Annotated in this window: 1 protein-coding gene; it reads left to right on the top strand. The window is 45.0% G+C overall.

Going from position 1 to position 1612, the window contains the following annotated elements; all coding sequences use genetic code 11:
- Positions 1-237 precede the first annotated feature (237 nt).
- Positions 238-1575: an IS66 family transposase gene (gene tnpC, locus HMPREF0650_RS05970; protein ID WP_004349167.1), complete on the top strand. Its 1338-nt coding sequence runs from the start codon at positions 238-240 to the stop codon at positions 1573-1575.
- Positions 1576-1612 lie beyond the last annotated feature (37 nt).

Consider the following 1612-nt stretch of genomic DNA (forward strand, 5'->3'; position numbering starts at 1 on the left):
GGTAACTATTCAGCAATATTGTTCATGATAAATTCTGTCTCAGCACTAACTTGACTATCGCTCAGAATACAGTTATCCGAAATATAAAAAGTCTTTGATTGTCAATAAGATACGTACTTTTTTTACTTGCATATATCAAATATTTTTCGTACCTTTGTGCTTATGAATGAGCAAGTTACGGACATATCACAAGCGTTTAAAAGGCTGACTTCTGAGATGGCATCAATGCGGGAGGTCATGGATGCGATGCATACAGAGAATGTCAATTTGCGCCGCACTGTGGAAAAATTGCGGGCAGAGAACCGTACCTTGCGCAAACAACTGGAGAAATACGAGGAACCAAAGAAGAACTCAAACAACAGTAGTACACCGCCTTCCAAAGAACCCATGAAAGACGAGGCACTTCGACGCACAAATTCGTTACGGAGGAAAAGCGGACTCAAGCCTGGCGGACAGCCGGGGCATGAGGGGCATTTAAAGGAATTGGTCGCAGTTCCTGATGTGATAGAGGAATGCGGAAGCGATTCCTGTCGCGAGTGCGGACGTGACCTGTCAGATATTGAAAAGGAACTCGATTATGTCAGCCAAGTTGTTGATTTGCCGACGATGACTCCTATAGTGACAGAATACCGCCACTACAAGAAGGTTTGCACTTGCGGATGCTGCAACAAAGGCTATACGCCACGCAAACGTGGAAATCAGATTGTCTTCGGCCGTAACATTAGAGCCATCGTGACATACTTGAACGTCGTACAGTGTGTTCCGTACGAACGGCTGGCCTCACTTATGGCTGAGATATTCTCGGTACACATGAGCCAGGGAACTATAAGGAACATAGTACAGGAGGCCATGAGAAAGTCAAAGCCGGCCATCTCGTTGCTTGAGGAGATGCTGAAGAAATCCGTCATTGTAGGCTTTGACGAGTCTGGCTGTTACAACAACAAGAAACTAAACTGGGCATGGATAGCACAGACGGCATACATTACACTCTGTTTTCGCGCTACAGGCCGTTCCTCAAAAGTCCTTGAGGACAAATTCGGCGAATCCTTGAAAAACATGGTAGCCGTAACAGACAGGCATAGTGCCTATTTTGTGCTCAACTTCCTTGACCACCAGGTATGTCTGGCCCATCTTTTGCGCGAGCTTGAGTATCTGACGGAACTTGACCCCAAACAGAACTGGTCTAAAGATGTGGCAGACCTGTTACGGAAAGCCATCCATGAAAGGAATGAACATCCTACGGATGTAATAGAAAAGAAAACGTGGCTTGAAAAATTAGACACTTTGCTGCAAGTCAACCTTCTCCATCTTAAAGACCATTTCGAGAGGATGCGCAAAGGGCTCTTCAAATGCAGGGATTACATATTCAACTTCCTGGAGAATCCGAGAATACCATCTGACAACAATGCTAGCGAAAGGGGAATCAGAAAACTAAAGATAAAGCAGAAAATCTCCGGGACATTTAGGTCTGACAGTGGAGCTGATGCTTTCTTTGCCATACATTCAATCTCAGACACTGCATGGAAGAACCATCAATCACAACTCAATGCCATCAGCACCATCCTATCATTGTAGGATGGGAGATGGCGTATGGCTATTGCTGAATAGTTAC

It is taken from the genome of Hoylesella buccalis ATCC 35310, assembly GCF_000177075.1.
Taxonomy (GTDB): domain Bacteria; phylum Bacteroidota; class Bacteroidia; order Bacteroidales; family Bacteroidaceae; genus Prevotella; species Prevotella buccalis.

Excerpts from the sequence above, each read along its gene's own strand:
- tnpC (WP_004349167.1), top strand. The coding sequence starts at position 238 with ATGGATGCGATGCATACAGAGAATGTCAATTTGCGCCGCACTGTGGAA.